Origin of the sequence: Delftia sp. HK171 (assembly GCF_001886655.1) — a bacterium.
Classification (GTDB): domain Bacteria; phylum Pseudomonadota; class Gammaproteobacteria; order Burkholderiales; family Burkholderiaceae_C; genus Comamonas; species Comamonas acidovorans.
In genome coordinates, this window is the sequence record NZ_CP018101.1 from 2,665,940 (window position 1) to 2,685,481 (window position 19,542).

At 59.7% G+C, this 19,542-nt stretch carries 18 protein-coding genes and 4 pseudogenes; 13 read left to right on the forward strand and 9 right to left on the reverse strand.

The window, feature by feature from the left end; translation table 11 throughout:
- Positions 1–257: 257 nt before the first annotated feature.
- The 3 genes from BO996_RS12035 to BO996_RS29005 form a co-directional block, all read right to left on the reverse strand.
- Complete coding sequence (locus tag BO996_RS12035; protein WP_071954847.1) at positions 258–3,476, reverse strand: DEAD/DEAH box helicase; 3,219 nt, start codon at positions 3,474–3,476, stop codon at positions 258–260.
- Complete coding sequence (locus BO996_RS29000) at positions 3,469–4,296, reverse strand: hypothetical protein (RefSeq protein WP_071954848.1); 828 nt, start codon at positions 4,294–4,296, stop codon at positions 3,469–3,471. The genes BO996_RS12035 and BO996_RS29000 overlap by 8 nt, the downstream gene beginning before the upstream one ends.
- Positions 4,297–4,844: 548 nt before the next feature.
- Complete coding sequence (locus tag BO996_RS29005) at positions 4,845–5,192, reverse strand: hypothetical protein (protein WP_156897941.1); 348 nt, start codon at positions 5,190–5,192, stop codon at positions 4,845–4,847.
- 464 nt (positions 5,193–5,656) lie between these two features.
- Between BO996_RS29005 and BO996_RS29010 the strand changes: the two genes are divergently transcribed.
- Together BO996_RS29010 and BO996_RS12045 are read left to right on the forward strand one after the other, a co-directional pair.
- On the forward strand, positions 5,657–6,319 hold the full coding sequence (locus tag BO996_RS29010; protein WP_156897942.1) for a hypothetical protein: 663 nt from the start codon (positions 5,657–5,659) through the stop codon (positions 6,317–6,319).
- Positions 6,320–6,377: 58 nt separating this feature from the next.
- A complete protein-coding gene (locus BO996_RS12045; RefSeq protein ID WP_156897943.1) occupies positions 6,378–6,656 on the forward strand; it encodes a hypothetical protein in 279 nt (92 codons plus the stop codon).
- A gap of 32 nt (positions 6,657–6,688) precedes the next feature.
- Here BO996_RS12045 and BO996_RS29670 read toward each other — a convergent pair.
- Positions 6,689–6,841 (reverse strand): annotated as a pseudogene (locus BO996_RS29670) (porin); the annotation flags it as partial.
- Between BO996_RS29670 and BO996_RS12050 the strand changes: the two are divergent.
- Together BO996_RS12050 and BO996_RS12055 are read left to right on the forward strand one after the other, a co-directional pair.
- A pseudogene (locus tag BO996_RS12050) lies at positions 6,827–6,988 on the forward strand (transposase domain-containing protein); the annotation flags it as partial. The pseudogenes BO996_RS29670 and BO996_RS12050 sit on opposite strands and share 15 nt — an antisense overlap.
- 22 nt (positions 6,989–7,010) lie before the next feature.
- Entirely contained in the window at positions 7,011–7,364 is a 354-nt protein-coding gene (locus BO996_RS12055) for a hypothetical protein (RefSeq protein WP_034391622.1), read from the forward strand.
- A gap of 99 nt (positions 7,365–7,463) precedes the next feature.
- Here the strand turns inward: BO996_RS12055 and BO996_RS12060 are convergent, their stop codons facing one another.
- Together BO996_RS12060 and BO996_RS29020 are read right to left on the reverse strand one after the other, a co-directional pair.
- Positions 7,464–7,787, reverse strand: coding sequence for a hypothetical protein (locus tag BO996_RS12060; protein WP_034391624.1), 324 nt, complete (start codon positions 7,785–7,787; stop codon positions 7,464–7,466).
- Between the two features lie 446 nt (positions 7,788–8,233).
- The gene (locus tag BO996_RS29020; RefSeq protein ID WP_155294193.1) at positions 8,234–8,491 is read right to left on the reverse strand and encodes a hypothetical protein; all 258 of its coding nucleotides are present in this window, start codon (positions 8,489–8,491) and stop codon (positions 8,234–8,236) included.
- 87 nt (positions 8,492–8,578) lie between these two features.
- On the opposite strand from BO996_RS29020, the gene BO996_RS29025 reads away from it, so the two are divergent.
- Positions 8,579–8,752, forward strand: coding sequence for a hypothetical protein (locus BO996_RS29025; RefSeq protein WP_156897944.1), 174 nt, complete (start codon positions 8,579–8,581; stop codon positions 8,750–8,752).
- A 179-nt stretch (positions 8,753–8,931) separates the two neighbouring features.
- On the opposite strand, the gene BO996_RS12070 is transcribed toward BO996_RS29025, so the two are convergent.
- The 3 genes and pseudogenes from BO996_RS12070 to BO996_RS12080 form a co-directional block, all read right to left on the reverse strand.
- Positions 8,932–10,035, reverse strand: coding sequence for a porin (locus tag BO996_RS12070; protein ID WP_071954851.1), 1,104 nt, complete (start codon positions 10,033–10,035; stop codon positions 8,932–8,934).
- A 128-nt stretch (positions 10,036–10,163) separates the two neighbouring features.
- Complete coding sequence (locus tag BO996_RS12075) at positions 10,164–11,021, reverse strand: substrate-binding domain-containing protein (protein ID WP_071954852.1); 858 nt, start codon at positions 11,019–11,021, stop codon at positions 10,164–10,166.
- A 54-nt stretch (positions 11,022–11,075) separates the two neighbouring features.
- A pseudogene (locus BO996_RS12080) lies at positions 11,076–12,049 on the reverse strand (Bug family tripartite tricarboxylate transporter substrate binding protein).
- Between the two features lie 110 nt (positions 12,050–12,159).
- Here BO996_RS12080 and BO996_RS12085 point away from each other — a divergent pair.
- The 8 genes and pseudogenes from BO996_RS12085 to BO996_RS12120 all read left to right on the forward strand — a co-directional run bounded on the left by BO996_RS12085 (position 12,160) and on the right by BO996_RS12120 (position 19,540).
- A complete protein-coding gene (locus BO996_RS12085; RefSeq protein WP_063326697.1) occupies positions 12,160–13,062 on the forward strand; it encodes a LysR family transcriptional regulator in 903 nt (300 codons plus the stop codon).
- 422 nt (positions 13,063–13,484) lie between these two features.
- Positions 13,485–14,375, forward strand: a complete 891-nt coding sequence (locus BO996_RS12090) for a hypothetical protein (protein ID WP_071954853.1) — start codon at positions 13,485–13,487, stop codon at positions 14,373–14,375.
- Positions 14,376–14,882, forward strand: coding sequence for a hypothetical protein (locus tag BO996_RS29675; protein ID WP_232240521.1), 507 nt, complete (start codon positions 14,376–14,378; stop codon positions 14,880–14,882).
- Positions 14,883–14,903: 21 nt separating this feature from the next.
- Positions 14,904–15,119 (forward strand): annotated as a pseudogene (locus BO996_RS12100) (ABC transporter substrate-binding protein); the annotation flags it as partial.
- A gap of 214 nt (positions 15,120–15,333) precedes the next feature.
- On the forward strand, positions 15,334–15,915 hold the full coding sequence (msuE, locus tag BO996_RS12105) for an FMN reductase (protein WP_071954854.1): 582 nt from the start codon (positions 15,334–15,336) through the stop codon (positions 15,913–15,915).
- A 43-nt stretch (positions 15,916–15,958) separates the two neighbouring features.
- Entirely contained in the window at positions 15,959–16,942 is a 984-nt protein-coding gene (locus BO996_RS12110) for a DUF1852 domain-containing protein (RefSeq protein WP_043823829.1), read from the forward strand.
- Between the two features lie 108 nt (positions 16,943–17,050).
- Positions 17,051–18,076, forward strand: coding sequence for a methionine synthase (locus BO996_RS12115; protein ID WP_013803331.1), 1,026 nt, complete (start codon positions 17,051–17,053; stop codon positions 18,074–18,076).
- 261 nt (positions 18,077–18,337) lie between these two features.
- Complete coding sequence (locus BO996_RS12120) at positions 18,338–19,540, forward strand: substrate-binding domain-containing protein (protein ID WP_071954855.1); 1,203 nt, start codon at positions 18,338–18,340, stop codon at positions 19,538–19,540.
- Positions 19,541–19,542: the final 2 nt, after the last annotated feature.

Here is a 19,542-nt window from a genome sequence, read left to right on the forward strand (position 1 = left end):
GACACTGGAACATACCGACCTCATCCCTCGCGTATTGACCAGAAGCAGCGCTTCCAGCAATTTCATCTCGTTGGAGGCCATAAGTATACTGGTCATAAAACACAGTAGGTTTTTACTTCGCCGAGGATTTTTTGGCAGCACTTTCATCAGTTATTGGTTGGACCAAAAGCGGCGGCTGTTTGAATGGCATGCACCGGATCGCGACAGCCTATCTAGGATATTTCTAATTTATGGTGCCAACGTTACAGGTCCTAGTTTTAGTCGAATTCTGAATCTTCATCGAGGGGTGCATCAGCATATGCCTGATGGAGTTCGACTCGGCTCAATATCTGTGGATGGCGATTGGCAAACGTCAGCTTCGCAGAGCTATCGAATCCGCGTCGAACTGCGACAGACAAGGCACGGATAACATCAGACGCTTCGCCCGCATCGTCCAAGCCGATTTCCATCTCAATGACCATCCTGGAGACCACACCCGCGACAAACGACAGACCACGAGCGATGAAAGTGGAGGTTAGCGCACGCGCCCGAGGACACATGGCCTTTGTAGGCGCAGTGGCATCTGGATCGCCTTTCAGAATCCTTTCGATATCATTGAACGGCCGACCCTCTAACCAGGCAATGACACCTGGTTCGATGGCGACAAGCGTACCCCTCTTCAGTTCACCTTTTGTCGGCTCGCCAGCAGCCTTGAGTGCAGCGTCCTTCACACCGGCAAGCAGATGGTCACGAGACTGGGTATCGGCCTTGAGCCAATCAAAAATGAAAGTAACCCACTGAACAACCGATAAGGGCAAATCATCCGATGTCTTGCTAAGCCTCTGACGAAGACGCTCCAGGAGATCCAACGGCAGCCCCGTCTTCGAGGCCAACCGCAGCACAACCTCCTTGGGCTCATCTTCCACTGCCTCTTGGACCTCAGTCCAGAGCCCTAAGATCTTGGCGGTGTATTCATCCTCTCGAGCCTGCTGACGAGCCATGAACGCACCAAGCGAGCGGCCCATGATTCGGTCCATCTGCGACGTATCCCCATCGGATGCCGCGATCGTTGCGAGGCGATTGACGGTATAGCGAACCTCCTTGTCGAGGAATTCTCCATCAGCAATGCGATCCAGTATCTTTTCCAGCGGATCGGTGATGTCCACGCAGCGGTCGTCTTCAGGCAGCACCGCCCTGAGTTTTGCAAGCGCCGCTTTTTCCCCTTTCTGCTTGGCAAAGCACACCACCGGCTCCGGCACCAGCAGCACGACGCCGTTGGCCAAATGACCGGCACGCCCAGCACGCGCAGCGGCATTCAGCACCTCATGCGCTTCTAAGTCTTCCCGTCCTTCTCCTTCCTCGACAGTGCGCTTGTCCCCAGCGAGCAGCGCAAGCTGAGCGGGTAGATTCAAGCCTTGTGCCAATGTCGGCGTGGCGATGATTGCCATAGCGCCGTCAGGCCGCTTGTACAAATGCTCGGACAGCTTGCGCTCGATGCGCAGCATGGCGGCGTTGTGCGGAACTGCCTTAAAGTTGCCAGCACCAAAAACGGAATGCTTCGAGTCGCCTAGCTCCGCAGTAATGCTCAACCACAAAGCCTTTTCTGCATTCGAAAGTCTGATCTCCTGCTTGAGTGCCTTGGAAATCTTCTCTGCCGTGCTCACCGACACGTTTTTTGCGTTTACGAAAACGATAGACTTGGTACCAGTTTGGGCCGCGGCGATGGCAATCTGGGCGGCCGTTTCGTTGGCATTAGGCAACGCTGTCACCCGACCACGACCATTTCGGCCGCTCAGTTGGAATTCGTCCTCCGAGATTGTGGTCAGGGCTTGAGAATCCGGCACATCGGCCCAGTTATGGCGCAGGCCCCAGAGGGCGTAAGGCCTTGCTGTAAGTGCCGCTTCTGCGGGCTTACGGAGCGACTTGGCCTTACCTTTTTGTAAGTCCAGGTGGCTTTGGATGGCATGGGCCCTCTCCTCAGCCGCGGAGATATCGCTACGTCGATAGACCACTACCCCTCGGGCTTGTCGACTGGGCTTCCACAGCAGTTCGACGACGGCACAGTCTCGACCCGTCAAATACTTGATCCACTCGCCAAAAGCGGCTCCGTTTCGGAGCATTGCGGACAAGAACAGCAGGTCGGCATCAGGCGCAGCCTGACAAAAGGCCAAGAGGCAGAGCATCCCGTCCAGGGCTCGTCCGATTCTTTTGCTTTCCGGACTCAGCAGATGACATTCGTCAAAGACCAAGAGACCGACATCGGCGAATGACTCCGAGGAATACGACAACATGGCCAAGCAGCCTTCGGGCGTCATGACCTCAATATTCTGCAAGGTACTGTCCCCGACCAGAAGCGAATCGAATTCAGCCGACACCTTCAAATCGAACTGATCAGTGGGAAATAGCTCCTGCAGGTCATCGGTGACCTGCTCGGCAAGGGCATGGGTCGGTGCGAGAAAAACGACTTTCTTGCCGCTGGCCAGGGTGGCTGCAATCTTCAGGGTCGATACCGTCGTCTTGCCCGCTCCTGTAGGAAGCACCAACACAGCATTGCTGCCTATTCGGTGAAAGTCTTCCTTGATTGCCTCCCTGTGATTGGGCCAGATGTAGGGGTTGTCCTGCGCTCTGAACCGCAGCCACGCGCTCCAGAAGGTTGTGTCTGACCCTTTCGGCGCAGGAAGCCGGGTCAAGCAAGCAGCGCCGATTCCGTGACTTGCGGCAAGCAGGAGCGACGCCAGATGGGCAGGACCAGGGTAGGACGTACGCAGGGCCCCTTCCAACCCTCCCCATTTACCGGAATGACCAGATAGCTCGAGTACCTGTTGGAACAGTTCTCTGGCACGCCTCCTGTTGCTCTTGCCATCGCGGTCCGGCTCAGACAGCACGTAGCGCGCCAAGTATTCGATGCCGTCGGCGAGAGTGCTGACGAGCCGCCGAAAAGCACGTGCCTGCAAAGGTAGATCCTGATCAGCCACCGCAGCCCCTTGGCTCGCGCGTTGTACGATCGCGGCGACCCTGCCCCGTACTAGGTCTCGTACATGCGCAGCCAAACGCTTCGTTTCGACATCTTCTCCACGCGTGTCTATCGCGCCACCAGCCTCATACGCGTCGGCATATTGCTCGGCAATGAAAAACAAAAGTGCCGCAGCCATCGATGCACTGAGCTGGTCACGGTCAATAGGCACCACCGGCCCATCTCCTTGCGTAACCTCATTCTCACGCGCCAAGATTTGCTGGGCGGTGCCGGCGACAAAGGCTGCTGGACGCCTGTTGGTCTGATCATCGCTGACTGACGCAATGATCTCGTAGGTATCGGCAATGCGCTCTAAAGACCATTCCAAGCCATCTTGATCATCTTCGCCTGGGTGACCTCCGCGCAGTCGCCTGGCGACGAGCTCCGCATAATGCCGCGTCAACAACTGCGGCAAGGCTTGAGGATTAAGTCCAGGAACCCCAGGCGCAGACTCCAGCAGACCTGCAGTTTCAGAATCAAACATTTTTGACCTTACCGCTCTTGATTTCCGTAATCACCGCATCTGCGAGCTGCTGAAACCAATTTCTAAGATCGCCGTTCACCACAAACGTCGCGCCAACGCGTTGAGCCTTCGTTATACCTGCAAGGCTACTGTAGCCCTCGAAGAGCTTCGCCCTCTTCTCCGCTGTGGACGTGCTGGAATCAACTGTGAGTGCAGCCCGGTAGATGCGGCAACCAAGATCTGAAACCTTCGCGGCGGCCCGTGTGGCCGCTGTCTGATCCGGAAATCCGGTCTTGATGAGGTCTACCGCTGTCGTCAGTAGTTCACGGCTGCGCTTTTTCCTACCATGGTGTTGCTTGAAGGTCTTCATAACCTGGGACTTGAATAAATTGCTTGGATTGATCGTGCATTTGTCCTCGCAGATCGTCACGGCTTTTATTGTTGAGATCTTGGCGTCCAGTTCGACGATCAAGCCATCGAGACCCTGCGAGGTTGGACTTGTATGGGGATCCTTGTGAAACGTCCGTTCATTAGCACCTTGACGGGTAATGACCCAGGAAATGCACTCGAACAAGAAACCGTCACGATGTGCCCGCGCCGCCATTTCGCTTTTAGGTTTCAGCCCGGCCTGAATAGTCAGCTGCTCACATGCGTCTGCGTTCATGAGGCCATCAGAGAACGCTGGTTGATTAGGCTCCAGTTTTTCCAATATGCGTGCTGCATGCGCAGCTTGGCCGACCGCTACTATGGCAATCAGTTTGGCCAACTCCTTAAAATCGGTGACCTCCCAGGTAAATCCGGAGACATTCTGGTCGACTTTGACGGCCTTTGATTTTATCAATTTATCCTCCGTTAGATTAATAATTAATTCTCGACCGGATCACTGACTAAGGTATATTGGAAATTCTAGCGCAGCTTCAAGTCAAGTCTTAGTTTGGGTGAATGCATTACGAGTTGGCACGTTTACGACGACCGCAAGCACCGGTCAGCAAAATTCTACCCCGGCTGCATTGACTGCCCCATCCCTGGAGAGACAGCGCGCGGACTGCGCAATCGGCGGTGCAAGGCTATTCGGCCCGACGAGGTTACCGAGGAGTTGGTCACATTGAGCGTGAGGCACAAGAGCCACTTTGCAAAGAAAGCGTGCGCAGTTTTGCTGATGTCCAGGGTACTTTTGCTCTTGACTGGTCTGAAGCTATCCACGGGTAACAAGGGGGTATAAGTCTGCTGCGGTCGGAAGCATGAGTGCCCGGCGGCCTTGAGCGTCTGTTTGTATTGTTTGCCGTCGTTCTAGGCGGTTTCTGCCACCTACCGCAATCAGCCTTAAGCCGCCGCTCGGAAGTCTGCTGTGGCTGACTGTTCATGGCCGATTCTTGCAGGCCATGCCCACTATCCCCCATCCTTGGCGTCTACCTCGTCCACTCCTGCTAGACGGATGCTGAGCGATGCACCGCAATGCTCCGCTAAGGGAGCGGTGATGGAGATTGCAAATGAACAACCGCCGTACGCTACGATGCGCACCCCTGCGTCGTCTACCGCATCAGGATCGAACAGAGTCTTGATTCGCGAAAAGACGGCGGCGTAAAACTCGCCAGGCACCTCGAACAATGGCGTTCCTCTGGCGTCCGGGCCCAAATACACGCACGAGCTCGTCGCCGAAGTCGGCGAGGGCAAAAACAATTGACGATGCCCAGCAATCGCCGCTTCCTGCAAAAGCTTCCCGGTGATGCGCGCCACGTACCCGCCGGTGCGCCCTGGATATGTCGGGTCTTCCAGCAGTGGCGGCTTTGCCGTTCAGTCCTCGATTACGTGATTCACAGGGTCTCCTGAGCAAAGATGGGTGTTGGCATCGAAAGTCCGGTGCTGGCCGAAGTGCGCCTCACGTTAAAGACGTGACCCCGTCGCAAAGTGGGCAGACAGCACGTTTCGTGTAGCCCGTCAGCGTATGACCACAGCGGCTTCCTTCCTGCGGTGGTCCAGTGTCGTTGGAAACGGAGTTTTCGGCCCTCTCGAGGGTAAGCAAGAGCAGTTTGCAGGGGCTCTCGTGACCTGAGCATGCGTGAAACCTGTGTACCTCTATCAGATAAAGCTATGCATTCTTCGTTGATAGCTTATAACTATCGTTTTCATGATGCATAGCTACGGAGGGAGCGGGAGTGTCACAGACTGAGAAAATTTCGGGCCCAGTGGGCCGTTCGGCAATGAACCATCCCAAGGACGTGGTGGTTGTTCAGAAATTGCTCAATGGGCACTTTGAACGTGATCCTTGCCGCAGACAGTTGCGGGTAGATGGAAGATGGTCCCAGGAACTGGAGCGTGCTATCGAGGCGTTTCAGCTATTGACCGGTGATCAGGTGATGATCAAGGGGCGTATAGCACCAGCGACGCGTATGTTCGAGCTCCTGAAGCAGCCGCCTGCGATTTTTGGCTACGAGAGAAGAATGGCGCAACGCATGCGCGTAGAGCCTGTACAGCAAGCATCAACGATTGAGGTGCTGATCTTTGATGGACGTTTGATCAGCACAGGATCGCAGTGGGGGCACGCCGCGATTGATTTGGATGGCAAGGTCTATAGCCAGTCGCACAGCCGCTACGCCGTTCTTGAAAGATCTGGCTATTTGAGTTCCAACTTGGAGTACCGGGATGTTGTGGGGCTGACTTTGCGAGTTTCATTGGCGGAAAGGCAAAAATCAAGTCTGAACTTGACAGCCGTGTCGCCGCCCAGAAGCCATACAGTCTTACAGACAACAGCTGCTCTACCAATGTGGCTGAAGCGCTTGAGATCGCTGGGATTCTTGCCCATGACCCACGGTTCCAGATGGTTCCGTCTTCATCGCGTATGGTCTCTCCCAAAGAGCTTCTGATCGCCATCTCTCGATCCGACAGAGTTCTGAAGCGCGACAACTACAAGAAGGGCCGTTGATGAAAAACGTACTGCGAAGGGGCGCGATCATGGCGTTGCTGGCAACTTTGGGATGCAGCCAGTCACCGAGTGGGCGGTGGGAAGCGACGCAAAGCGTCGATGTTCTGCTGAAAAAAGGCGATCCACAGACGGTGGCATTTGTCCTCAACGCAGGGGACGTTTGCGCACTCGGCCAGCAGTGGAGCTTTGAAAAGGAGCTGCGTTACAAGGAAGTGATCTGCCCCCAAGGCAAGGGCTGGATCACTTCCGACACGCCGTTCAAAAAGCTGAGCGGCTGAGCTGGCAATGGGGCGAGTGCTCGCAGCGCCCCTCAGAAGCTATGCATCAACCCCGCAGTCACCCCCGTAGCCACATCCTTGTTCTGCCCGCCCTGAAACCCTCCACTCCAATGCGTACGGTCCAGTTCCGCATACAGCTTGCTGCGGCGCGAGAGCTTGTATTCCGCAAACAGCAGGGCGCGGCCGTGATGAGCCTCATTCACTCGGCCAAGCTCAACGAGCTTGAACCCTACGCCTACTTGCGCGACGTGCTGGAACTGCTGCCGACGCAGCCGGCCAGCCGCATCAATGAGCTCCTGCCCCATTGCTGGCGAGGAGAATGTCAAGAGTGAAGTCAACAACACAACTTACTCGATGAAGACATACCTGTCGATCAGCTTCAGAACCGGGCTCTCGCTCGAGGAGCTTGCCGAACGAATCGGGCTGGCCCCCGTCGAGTTCGACGCTGAGAACGAATACGAGTGGGCACTGGGCACATTAGGGGACTTCAACGACATCGACATTGCTCGAACCCATCTCGTGCCAGCAAGCGAGACGCAGACGTCGGTGTGCCGATATACCAGTGATCCGGATCGCGGCATGCCCGTTGAGCTGCTTCGCAGCATCCGCAGCTCGCTCAGAGACGCTGCAACGGAATTCGAGGTGCATGGCACCGAATCCACGGGCCAGCGGTTCAAGCTGGGCGCCGAAGAGGTGGAGCGACTCTGACGCTTGAGCGGGACTGGCGTCAGCCGGATGCCTTTACCGGACGCTTACAGTCAGCCTTGCGGTGCTGCGCTCACAAGTAGCTAGGCCCGGCTTCGGCCACTAGCGGACTTCGGTGCCGCGCAGACTCAGCTGAATGCCGCCTTCGATTTCCTGCAAGGCTATTTCCGGAATTGAAGCAACAGCACGTTGACATACGTCGAGGTCGTTTGTTGCCTCCAAGCCTCCAAGGCGCAGGGAGCGCATGATGTCCAGCCGCGCTATTTCCTCAAAGCGCACTTCGGAGTCGGGCTTGATAGTCTCCGAGCCGATGTCTGACTTCCTCGGCACGTACATGTAGAACGCTACGCCCGAGTAAAGATGCCAGTGAGCCAAAAGAGGTCCAGTGTCGGACAACTTCGCGATGACATGCTTCCAGGGGTTCATGCGTCAATTATCGGGCGGTGGAAGGTCGGGTATGGGGTGAACGTCGCCTTCGGGCGCTTCGTTCCCCTCCCAGCATACGTCAACGTTCAGAAGGCAGTCGTCGAATCTGCTGGAGGGAGCCAGGACCACCTCTTCCTCTCAGTAAGGCTAACGAACGGCTCGCCTCTGCCCGGCGGCGGCACCATTCATCTCGAAGACCATTCGTTTGAGCTCGGGCCAGAAGGCTTGGAGCTAAGCGTATTGGGAATTGCGTATCCCATCTACGAAGAGCTGTTTCCGGCTCATGTGGCGGCATATGCCAGGCAGTTTCCAAAGTCCAACTCCACGTAAGCCTGAGACACGTAGCAATTGTTGCGCTTGAATTTCCGCTTTGCTGCGGTCGCTACTTCCGTTTCGGGTCGCAAGCTGCAGGTCGAGCAACGAGGCGGATCGTCCGCCCCCAGCGACTAAACCTCATTTCCGGCAGCGACAAATCCATCTTCGCTCGCAGCCCATCGGATTCCTTGTACCGCTTCCTTCTTGGCAGTCTCCAAGTCAGCGTAGAAGGATGACTCTGACGGGCAGGAGGCCCACCCCTCGATGCCGGCGGCTTCGTTGTCGAAGTAATACTGTTCGACAAATCCAAAACTTCCCACCTCTCGACGAAAAAGCGCGATGCGACGTTGGCGGTCTTGAGAATAGAAAAAGCAGATGTCTTGATCCATTGCGCACTCAGCCAGGAAATAGGTTAATTCTGCCTCAGCGCCAACCTATCTCTTTTGGCGGTGTAGTCAACCGGTCAATGAAGCAGTTTGAAGCGCGGCTCTGTAGAAGTCACCGTCAAGGCGGAAGCCATCAAGCACGTGGGCGCGCCGGCGCACCTGTTCACTGCCTTTGGTCTTTTGGCCAGCAAGCACGCGAACCTCAAATCCTTCACGCTCGAAGTCTTTGCCGTAGAAGTCTGCCTGGAGATCGCCGAGGGCTGAGCGGCCAGCCCATTCGCTGTCCGTCCCGCGCTTGGCCAGGCCAGAGTAGCTTGTAATCAATGCTGGTGGACAAGAGGCAGGCACTACTTGGTGCCTGCGCCTGAGGGGGATTGGGTCGGCCTGCAGCAACCCTCCACAAGCACCTCAAAAGCCGGTGCTGCGGGTCGCTGCAGCGCCCCTCAGAAGCTATGCATCAACCCCGCAGTCACCCCCGTAGCCACATCCTTGTTCTGCCCGCCCTGAAACCCTCCGCTCCAATGCGTGCGGTCCAGTTCCGCATACAGCTTGCTGCGGCGCGAGAGCTTGTATTCCGCAAACAGCAGGGCGCGGGTGTAGCCGTCTGCGGCGCGGCCGCTGCGTTCGCGTTCCACGCGGTACAGGGCAGCGGTCAGGTCGAGCGTGCTGCGGGCGGACCAGGTGGCGCCCAGCGAGTGCACGCGCTGCACGGTGCGGCTGGTGGTGGCGTTGGTCTGGCCGTCGCTGCGCGCGGTGTTCAGCGCAAGGCGCAGGTTGTCCCATTTGTAGGAGGCGCCCAGGGTGGCGGCTTTCAGCTCCCATTGGTCTGCGGTCTTGAAGCGCTGGTAGGCGCCGGAGACCGTCCATGTCTGCGTGCCATAGGCCAGGCCCGCGCCGGCCGATGAGCGGGCGGAGCCGCCTTGCGCCGTCTCGCCAAAGCTGTACATGGCACGGGCGGTGAGGCCGCCGAAGCGGCCCGTGTACTTGACCGAGTTGTCCAGCCGGTACGAGCCCGTGGTGGCGCCCGCGCTGCCGTATTCCACGCCCAGGCCGTGGCTGCTCAGGGCCGCTGTGGCGATGTTGGGGTTGAAGGCGGCGAAGCGCATGCCCACGGGGTCCACGGGGCTGATGGCATCTGCCAGCAGGTTGGTCTGGCGCCCGGCCGTGACCTGGCCCCAGCTGCCGCCCAGGCCCACGATGGCTGCGCGGTCGAAGAATTTGCTGGAGTTGGCGGTGGTGCCGGTGTCCAGGTTCAGGCCGGTTTCCAGGTTGAACAGGGCGTACATGCCGCCGCCCAGGTCTTCGCGCCCGCGAAAGCCGAAGCGGCTGGTGGTGTTGACGCCGCTGGACAGCGCGGCGCCCGAGGTGTTGCTGGCCGCGTTGGCGGCGGTAAGGCCGCTGGTGTAGCGCACGCCGGTATCGGCAATGCCGTAGAGCGTGATGCTGGATTGCGCAAGGGCCGACAGCGGTGCGGCGGCAAGGGTGATCAGCACCAGGGTTTTGGTGTTCATGGGTGTGGCGAAGGTGATAGGGCTGGGCAGCGGCATGCCGCAGCACTGCCGTTGCAGCGCCGCTGAATGGAGGTCGAACCGGGGAGGGGTGAAGGCCCCCTGTGTGTCGAGGGCCCTGAGGGCCCTAAGGGCCTAGAGAGCCTTGAGGGCTCGGGGGCCTGCCGTCAGGGCTTGGCCGCCGGCTCCATGCCGGTGCTGCGCACGATGGGCGCGGCGGCGGGGGCTGCCAGGAAGCGGATCAGGTGGCGCGCCGTCTCAGGGCTCTTGGCGCCGGTAGCCACGCCTGCGGAGAAGAAGACGCGCTGCTGCACTTCATCGGGCAGGGGGCCGACGAATTCCAGCTCCTTGAACGGCAGCAGTTCGCTGACCTGCTGGAAGCCGATGTCCGCATCGCCACGCAGCACCACGGCGCCCACGCGCTCGCTGAGGATGCGGGTGGCCTTGCCCTTCATCTGCTCGGCCACGCCCAGGCGGGGGAACAGTTCGTTGGCCAGATAGGTGCCGCTGGCGCTGGCCGAGTAGGCAATGGTCTTGGCATCCAGCAGGGTCTGCTTGAGCGCGTCCACGGTGCTGATGTCGGGCTTGGGCGTGCCCTTGCGCACGCTCATGCCGATCATGGAGCGCGCCAGGTCCACGCGGCTGCCCGCTTCCACCTTGCCTTGGGCGGCCAGATTGTCCAAGGCTCCATCCGCAAGGATGACGATATCGAACTGCTCGCCCCGCGCCAGGCGGCTGGGAATGGAGTCCTGCGCATTGCCCATGGAGGCGCCGCGCGAGGTGACGACCTTGTGGCCCGTGGCCTGCTCGTACAGGGGAATCAACTGGTCATAGGCGGCAGAGAAGCCGCCCGAGGTGACCACGCGGATTTCATCTGCGGCGGCGGTGGAAGGCGTGGCAGCGCCCAGGGCCAGGCCCAGGCTGAGTGCGCCGCCCAGCAGCGCGCCCAGGGTGCGGCGGCGCAGGGTGGATGGCACGGAGGACTGCACAGAGGGCGGCAGGGGGGTGGAATGGATGGCGGTCATGGTTTGTCTCCTGGTTTTTTATGGTTGGGGGATGGCTAACGGCTGCCGAGGGAATCAATCGGCGGTGATTTTTCGCTCGCGGATGATGCGGCCCCACTTGGCGTGCTCGGCGGCGATGAACTGGCCCAGTTCCTCGCGGGTGCCCGGGGCGGCGGTCTGGCCGTGCTTGAGCAGGTTGTCGCGCACTTCGGGGGTGTTCAGCACCTTGACCAGCTCGGTGTTCCAGCGGTCCAGCAAGGGCTTGGGCGTCTTGGCGGATGCCACGAAGGCATACCAGTTGGTGGCGTTGAAGCCGGGGAAGCTCTCGGCCACGGTGGGTACGTTGGGCAGGTAGGCCGGGCGCGTGAGGCCCGTGGTGGCCAGCGGGATCAGCTTGCCGGATTCGATGTGGGGCAGGGCCGTGGGCGGGGCTGCGTAGAAGGAGGTCACGCGGTTGCCCAGCACGTCCTGCAGGGCGGGCGCGCCGCCCTTGTAGGGCACGTGCAGGGTGTCGATCTTGGCGACATCGTTGAGCAGTTCACCGGCCAGGTGCGATGCGGAGCCGGGGCCGGTGGAGGCGAAGTCCAGCTTGCCGGGTTCGCGCCTGGCCTTGGCCACGTATTCGCCCAGGGTCTTGATGCCCGTGGCGGCAGGCACGACGAGCACGTTGGGAAAGTTCACGCCCATGGTGATGGGGGCCAGGTCCTTGAGCGGGTCGTAGCCGATCTTCATGAAGTGCGGCGCAATGGCCAGCGGGCCGATGGAGCCGAAGAGCAGCACCGAGCCGTCGGACGGGCCATTGGCCACCTGCGTGTGGGCCAGGTTGCCGCCCGCGCCGGGCTTGTTTTCCACGACCACGCTCTGGCCGATGTTCTCGCCCAGCTTCTTGGCGATGATGCGCGCGGCAATGTCGGCCGAGCCGCCTGCGGCGAAGCCGACCACCATGACCACGGGTTTCTTGGGGGGAAGTCCTGGGCCTGGGCGGTGCCCACGGCCAGGGAAAGAATAGCGGCCAGGGCTCCGCCTGCGATCAGTCTGCGTTGGTGCATGTCGTCTCCGTTGTTGGTCTTGCCTGCCCGCAGGGGGCAGCGTTATCAAGGGCGCCATCCTATGCAGCGGGTGTTATTCTGTGAATTGCAACTTTTGGAAGGACTGTTGCGTGCAGCGCATCAAATTCGACATGGGGGAACTGATCGCCTTCGTGACCACGGCCGAGAAAGCCAGCTTTCGCCTGGCCGCAGAAGCGCTTTTCCTGTCGCCGCCTGCCTTGAGCCGGCGGGTGGAGCGGCTGGAGTCCGTGCTGGGCGCGCGGCTGCTGGAGCGCACCACGCGGCGGGTGGAACTGACCGAGGTGGGCCATGAATTCCTGCAGGAGGCGCGCAGGGCCCTGGCCGGCCTGGACGAGGCCGTGCAGCGCGTGGATGACCAGCTGAAGCTGCGCCGTGGCCGGGTGACGGTTGCCTGTGTGCCTTCGGTGGCCACCAATCTGCTGCCGCCCGTGCTGAAGACCTTTGCCGTGGAGCAGCCCGATGTGCAGGTGCACGTCATCGACGAAAGCGCGCAGCAGGTGGTGGAGGCCGTGCTGCGCGGGGATGCGGATTTCGGCCTGAGCTTCACGGGCAGCCAGGAGCCGTCGCTGCGCTTTGAGGCGCTCACGCGTGAGCGCTATGTGCTGGCCATGCCGCGCAGCCACGCCTGGGCCGGGCGCAGCCAGGTGGAATGGGCCGAGCTGGCGGGCAAGCGCCTGGTCTCCGTCTCCCACAAGAGCGGCAACCGCCTGCTGCTGGACCAGGTGATGGCCGGCCTGCCCGAGCAGCCCGTGGCCTGGCACGAGTGCAACCACGTCACAGGCGCCCTGGCCCTGGTGGAAGCCGGCCTGGGCCTGGCCGCCGTGCCCCAGCTGGCCCTGCGCCAGGACCACGCCCAGGTCTGCGGCGTACCCCTGACCGCGCCCGATGTGTGGCGCACGCTGGGCCTGCTGCAAAGGCGTGACCGGGTGCTGGGGCCTGTGGCGCAGGCGTTGCGGGAGTGTCTGGTGCAGGCACACATCCTTCAAGGCTGAGCTGCAGCACGCTTTGCATATGCGGCATATGCGGCATATCGGGCCTGCAATGCCGGCTCGTTCCTGGCTTCATTTGGCTGAATCAAGGGCGGCAAGCGCCTGTATGCCGGGATTTGCTGCGCCTATGGTGCTGGCCGTGGCAATTTTTTGCACTTTGGCGCATGAGATTTGACTGTGGGCGCAACGGCATCGCGTACGGCCCCTGCAAACGCCCACATAACCTGAAAAATCCACAGGCGAGGCGTACGCCGGTCTACCGCGCACAGTTGCCACTCCCATGGCAATTGCGCAAGCCCGGTGCGCCGCGTTTTCGCACGCAGGCCAGGGACCTTCTTTTCAGCAATAGCCCGTCATTGGAAATAGCCACCGAAGGCAAGCCAGGCAGCGCTTTTTTTCGAGATTGCACCAATGACAACACTGCCATGAGCGAATTCACAGACAGCTCCCGTCCCTATATCGACTACACCAAGGCCTTCAACCGGCAAATGGCCAATGCCATGAACAGCCGACAGGCAGATGTACTGGTGCTCACGCCCCAGGAGTACGTAGGCATCCTGCAGGACAAGGCCCGCCGCGACCCGCGGCTGGCCGAGCGGTTGCATGGCATCCTGGCCCAGAGTGCACTGGGGCGGTACTGGCGCCAGACAGTCAGCCCCGGTGCCGAAAAGCCCGTAACCCTTCCTGCGGCATTGGCTGCAACCGACAGCTATCTGATCGCCAAGACACTGATCGCACTGGGTATTGCCGGGGCAGGTACCTACATCAAGACAACGGCCAAGGGCTCCTACATCATCATCAAAGGTCGAGCAGGCTTTCGGCATCAGTTGCTGCAGGGCACACGCTTTTTGGCCACGCACCCACGCATGATCCAGATGGGCCTGGGAATGCGTGGCCTGCAGAACGTGGCCAAGGGCGGCTTCATCCTGAGCATCGTTGTTTCCACTGCCGTCGAGACGCTGGACTTCATCTTCAATGACGAGAAGACCATGCATGATCTGGTGGGCGGGATTGGGGTGGAAGTGGTGAAGGCAGGGCTGGCGACCTCGATAGGACTTATAGCTGGATTCATGGTGCCGATAGTAACGGCTGTCGCAGTTGCTCCTTTGTTTACCATGGCTGTGGTTGTGTTTGTTTCTGGAATTGCCTTGAATATGATGGACAGGAAATTCAAAATAAAGGAAAGAGTTGTTGATTCCCTGAGAAGTATTCCTGGGGGAACTGATGTCGGGCTGTATTTGTTGAAATCCGATGAGTGCAAGCCGCTCGGAGCGCCTGACTTAAATTTGAACATGGTTTCTTATAGAATCAAATGAATGATAAAAATGCATGATTTAAAAAGAATTCGTGGGATGATCATTTGGGTAATACCGTTTTGCATCGGTCTCTTGTTGATGGGGTTGTGGGTTTTGGATGTTGGTTTGATTTCTGCAATAGAGGAAATTTCGGAGAGATCGGCGATGGTAAGAATAACTCCCGGAGCACCTCTGTCAATTTACATCATCATCATTTCAATCATTGTGGCTATTGGTTCAGTGCTTAAAGCCATTCCATGCGGTGCTTCGGTGGCGAAAATTATTGACCGCACTTTTTGCATGAGCAATATATTTGGAGCCTCCTTGATTGCTGTTTGTATTTTTGTGCTTACTCCGCTGCAATACTACGCTATGCCAAAAATGGGTTATGTGCGTTGCAATATTTTGGAAGATCACCCCAATATGTATTTCACTGATTGGGTCAAAAAACCAGAATGGTGCGTGCGTGGAAAAAACAGGGAGTGGGTCAGGGAGCAGGCTCGGTTGGCAGATAAGAGGGGGCTCTGAGCAAGCATCCTGTAATGGCGCGAGATCCGCATTGCCCACGTCTACCGCAAGGCGGGTGTGCTGGAGGCCTATGGCAAGCAGACCCAGGCCGGGTTGCTGATGGGGCTGGAGTACGCCACGGGCGGCAGCATGGCAGTGAGTGGTCGGAAGCTGGTGGTGATCGAGAAGGACGACCAGAGCAAGCCCGACCTGGGCAAGAGCCTGCTGGCCACGGCGTATTCCGATGACAAGGCCGATGGGTAAGAGGGGCGGGATCAAGCCTGATCATGAGTGAGGCTCATGCATCTGTGAATTAAAACCATTTTACTTCATCGATTCGCATCCATACCATTCGCTCCCATTGTTCGTTTGCATTTTGGGAGGCAGTCATGGTCATCACCACACCCTCGGATCGCATGGATGCCGGAGCCGGCTTCCGCGCTGAACTTGGCCATCTCGCGTGAAAGCAGCCATGTCACGTCCGCTCCGTCTGGTCGCCGTTTCCGGTGGACTGCAACGCCCCTCCAAATCTGCCGCCCTGGCAGAGCATCTGTCCGATCTGATCGCCGACGAAGTTCCGTGCGAACAACGCCTGGTGGAACTGGGCCAGCTCGCGCCGCAGCTTGCCGGCGCGGTGTGGCGCTCGCAGTTGCCCGAGATGGTGGAGCGTGAGCTTGCGGCGGTGGAGCAGGCGGATGTGCTGGTGGTGGCCACCCCGGTCTTTCGTGGCGCCTACACCGGGCTGTTCAAGCACTTCTTCGACTTCGTCCACCAGGACGCCTTGATCGACAAGCCCGTGCTGCTGGCGGCCACCGGTGGCAGCGAGCGCCATGCCCTGGTGATCGACCACCAGCTGCGGCCGCTGTTCAGCTTCTTCCAGGCGCGCACGCTGCCCCTGGGCGTCTACGCGACCGACAAGGATTTCGTGGACTACCGCCTGCACGACGAGGCCCTGATACAGCGGGCCGCACTGGCGGTGCAACGGGCATTGCCGCTGGTCGAGCTGATGCACCGCGCCAGGCCCTGCCTGGCCGAGGAAATGGCTGCGGCCTGAGTCAACCCACTTTTTTATTTCTAAATCAGGTCATTGGATCACCATGAACGCAGAACTGCACTTCAGCCTCAAGAGCATCCGTTTCGATGAGAACTATCACCCATCGGACAGCACGCGCATTACCACCAACTTTGCCAATCTGGCCCGGGGAGCGAGCCGCCAACAGAACCTGCGCCATACGCTGAGGATGATTGACAACCGCTTCAATGACCTGGCGCATTGGGACAATCCGACGGGAGACCGCTATTCAGTCGAGCTGGACATCATCTCCGTGGACATGGGCATGGGTGCCGAGATGGGAAGTGGCGTATTTCCGTTGATCGAGATATTGAAGACCAGCATTCTGGACAGGAAATCGAACAAGCGCATAGCCGGCATTGCAGGGAATAATTTCTCTTCCTACGTGCGCGACTATGACTTCAGTGTTCTGCTGCCGGAGTACAACATCAACCGCCAGGAGTTCAGCACGCCGGACGATTTTGGCGACCTGCATGGCAAGCTGTTCAAGCAATTCGCCCGTTCGAGCACGTACAGGGAGCACTTCAACAAGCCCCCGGTCATCTGCATCAGCGCCTCTACCAGCAAGACCTATCAGCGCACCGGAAACCAGCATCCCGTACTGGGTGCCGAGTATCAGCAAAATGAGCTTTCATCGACGGACCGGTATTTCGGGAAGATGGGAATGCAGGTTCGATTCTTCATGCCGCCCAATAGCGTGGCACCCCTGGCTTTCTATTTTCAGGGCGACCTGCTGGCCGACTACACGAATCTCGAGTTGATCGGCACCATCAGCACCATGGAGACCTTCCAGAAGATTTATCGCCCCGAGATCTACAACGCCAATTGCGCGGCAGGAAAAATCTATCAGCCGAGCCTGAAGAACCATGATTACTCGTTGACGCAGATTGTCTATGACCGTGAAGAGCGCAGCCAGCTGGCCGTCAAGCAGGGCAGGTTTGCGCAGGAGCATTTCATCAAGCCGTACAGGAATGTTCTTGAGCAATGGGCAGCCGATTGCGCGCTCTGACCGGCCAGACAGACAGACAGACCATTTTTCATTCATTGCACAGCGGCTTGGGACAACGGTCCTGAAGTACGCTGGCACCACCCCTCTTTGCCTTGAAGGAATTCTCCGATGTTTGAAACCTCTATCGCCGGTAGCCTGCCCAAGCCAGCCTGGCTGGCCGAAACCAACAAGCTCTGGCCCCAGTGGCGGGCCGAGGGCGATGCGCTTCGCCAGGCCAAGGCCGATGCAACCCTGCTGTGGATCAAGGCCCAGGAAGATGCAGGCCTGGACATCGTGTGCGACGGCGAGCAGTCGCGCCAGCATTTCGTGCATGGCTTTCTGGAGCAGGTGGAGGGCATCGACTTCGACAACAAGGTGAAGATGGGCATCCGCGACAACCGCTACGACGCGATGGTGCCGCAGGTGGTTGCCGCCCTGCGCCTGAAGGGCCGCGTGCATGCCTTCGAGGCGCAACTGGCGCGTGCGCACACCAGGAAGAAGCTGAAGTTCACGCTGCCCGGCCCGATGACCATCGTCGATACCGTGGCGGACCGCTTCTATGGCGACAAGGTCAAGATGGCCTTCGCCTTTGCCGAGCTGCTCAACCAGGAGGCCCTGGCGCTGCAGGCCGACGGCGTGGACATCATCCAGTTCGACGAGCCCGCCTTCAATGTCTACATGAAGGATGCCGCCGACTGGGGCGTGCAGGCGCTGGAGCGCGCAGCGCAGGGCCTGACCTGCACGACGGCCGTGCATATCTGCTACGGCTACGGGATCAAGGCCAATACGGACTGGAAGAGCACGCTGGGCGAGGAATGGCGCCAGTACGAGACGGTGTTTCCCGCGCTGGCCAGGAGCCGCATCGACCAGGTGAGCCTGGAATGCATCCACTCCCACGTGCCGCCCGACCTGATGAGGCTGCTGGCCGGCAAGGACGTGATGGTCGGCGTGATCGATGTGGCCAGCGACGTGGTGGAGACACCCGAGGAAGTGGCGGACACCATCGGCCGGGCACTGGAGTTCGTGCCGAAGGAGCGGCTGTTCCCCTGCACGAACTGCGGTCTGGCGCCCATGGGCCGGGACGTGGCGTGGCGCAAGCTGAAGGCGCTGGCAGAAGGCACGAAGCTGGCAAAGGAGCGGCTCGCCAAGGCCTGATGCCCTGCGTGGCCAAGCGCAGGGGAAGGTGCCAGGGATTCATGGTTTGCCCTGTATCGGATTCAGGCAACTGTCTGAAGTCAAGACACTCAATCTGTTCAATAGTCGGGCACTCGCTGCCCGTGCTCTGCCGGTGCCTGCCATTGCGCCCGTCATTGCGCCTCCTTGGCCCGCCTGGGCCTGCCTGGCACAAAGCATGCATGGTCCCTCCCCACAAAAGCAGCGGGCGCCAGCCCAGCCGCCAACCCAAGGAGACAAACCATGCAACGCCGCCCCTTCCTGCATTCCGCCCTCGCACTCTCCGCCATGGCCACCATGGCCGCTGCGGCTCCCGCCGCCATGGCCCAGCAGGGCGAGATCCGCATCGCCCACGTCTACAGCAAGACCGGCGCGCTGGAGGCCTATGGCAAGCAGACCCAGGCCGGGCTGCTGATGGGGCTGGAGTACGCCACGGGCGGCAGCATGGCGGTGAATGGCAAAAAGCTGGTGGTGATCGAGAAGGATGACCAGGGCAAGCCCGACCTGGGCAAGAGCCTGCTGGCCACGGCGTATTCCGATGACAAGGCCGATCTGGCCGTGGGGCCCACGTCGTCCGGCGTGGCGCTGGCCATGCTGCCCGTGGCCGAGGAGTACAAGAAGATTTTGCTGGTGGAGCCGGCCGTGGCCGATTCGATCACGGGCGACAAATGGAACAAGTACATCTTCCGCACGGGCCGCAACTCCAGCCAGGACGCCATCAGCAATGCCGTGGCCATCGACAAGGCGGGCGTGACGATTGCCACGCTGGCCCAGGACAACGCCTTCGGCCGCGACGGGGTGAAGGCCTTCAAGGATTCCATCAAGAAGGGCAAGCTGGCGCATGAGGAGTACCTGCCCGCGGCCACCACGGATTTCACGGCAGGGGCGCAGCGGCTGATCGACAAGCTCAAGGACCAGCCGGGCAGGAAGATCATCTGGATCGTGTGGGCCGGGGCGGGCAATCCGTTCAAGATCGCGGACATGGATCTCAAGCGCTACGGGATCGAGATCGCCACGGGCGGCAACATCCTGCCCGCCATGGCAGCCTACAAGAATCTGCCGGGCATGGAGGGCGCCACGTACTACTACTACGGCATTCCCAAGAACCCGGTGAACGAGGCGCTGGTGTCCATGCACTACAAGCAGTACAAGACGCCGCCGGATTTCTTCACGGCAGGCGGTTTCTCTGCGGCCATGGCCATCGTGACGGCGCTCAAGAAGACAGGTGGAGACACCAAGACCAACGGTCTGATCAAGGCCATGGAGGGCATGAGCTTCGACACGCCCAAGGGCCAGATGACCTTCCGCAAGGAAGACCACCAGGCCCTGCAGAGCATGTACCACTTCAAGATCCGCGTGGACCCGGCGCTGGCCTGGGGCGTGCCCGAGCTGGTGCGCGAGATCAAGCCCGAGGAGATGCAGGTTCCCATCCGCAACGGCCGCTGAGC